This window comes from Salifodinibacter halophilus (assembly GCA_012999515.1).
GTDB classification, from domain to species: domain Bacteria; phylum Pseudomonadota; class Gammaproteobacteria; order Nevskiales; family Salinisphaeraceae; genus Salifodinibacter; species Salifodinibacter halophilus.
The window spans coordinates 1-236 of record JABEEB010000728.1 but is presented as its reverse complement, the minus strand read 5'-3'; the positions used below and the strand labels follow the sequence as shown (position 1 = coordinate 236).

Below are 236 nucleotides of genomic sequence, written 5' to 3'. Positions count from 1 at the left end.
ATTCCGACGGCACGCCGGCGTGGCTGCCGCGGCAATTGATGCAATGGCTGGAAGAACGCGCCGTCGATATCGAGATCGAAGAGGGCGAAGGCGCCAGCTGCCGGGTGTGGATCTCCCAGGGACGTTTCGGCTGGTCGTACAACCTCGCGGAAAACCCGGCCGACAACAACAACTACACCACCTCGATCAACGCGGCCGCGCCGATCCTGGCCTATCAGGCGCTTTCGCCGGCCGCC

General features: G+C 64.8%; 1 protein-coding gene. It reads left to right on the top strand.

Annotation, left to right across the window (positions count from 1 at the left end; all coding sequences use genetic code 11):
• Positions 1–236 (top strand): hypothetical protein (locus tag HKX41_13475; GenBank protein NNC25144.1); only part of this gene is annotated, 236 nt, incomplete at both ends.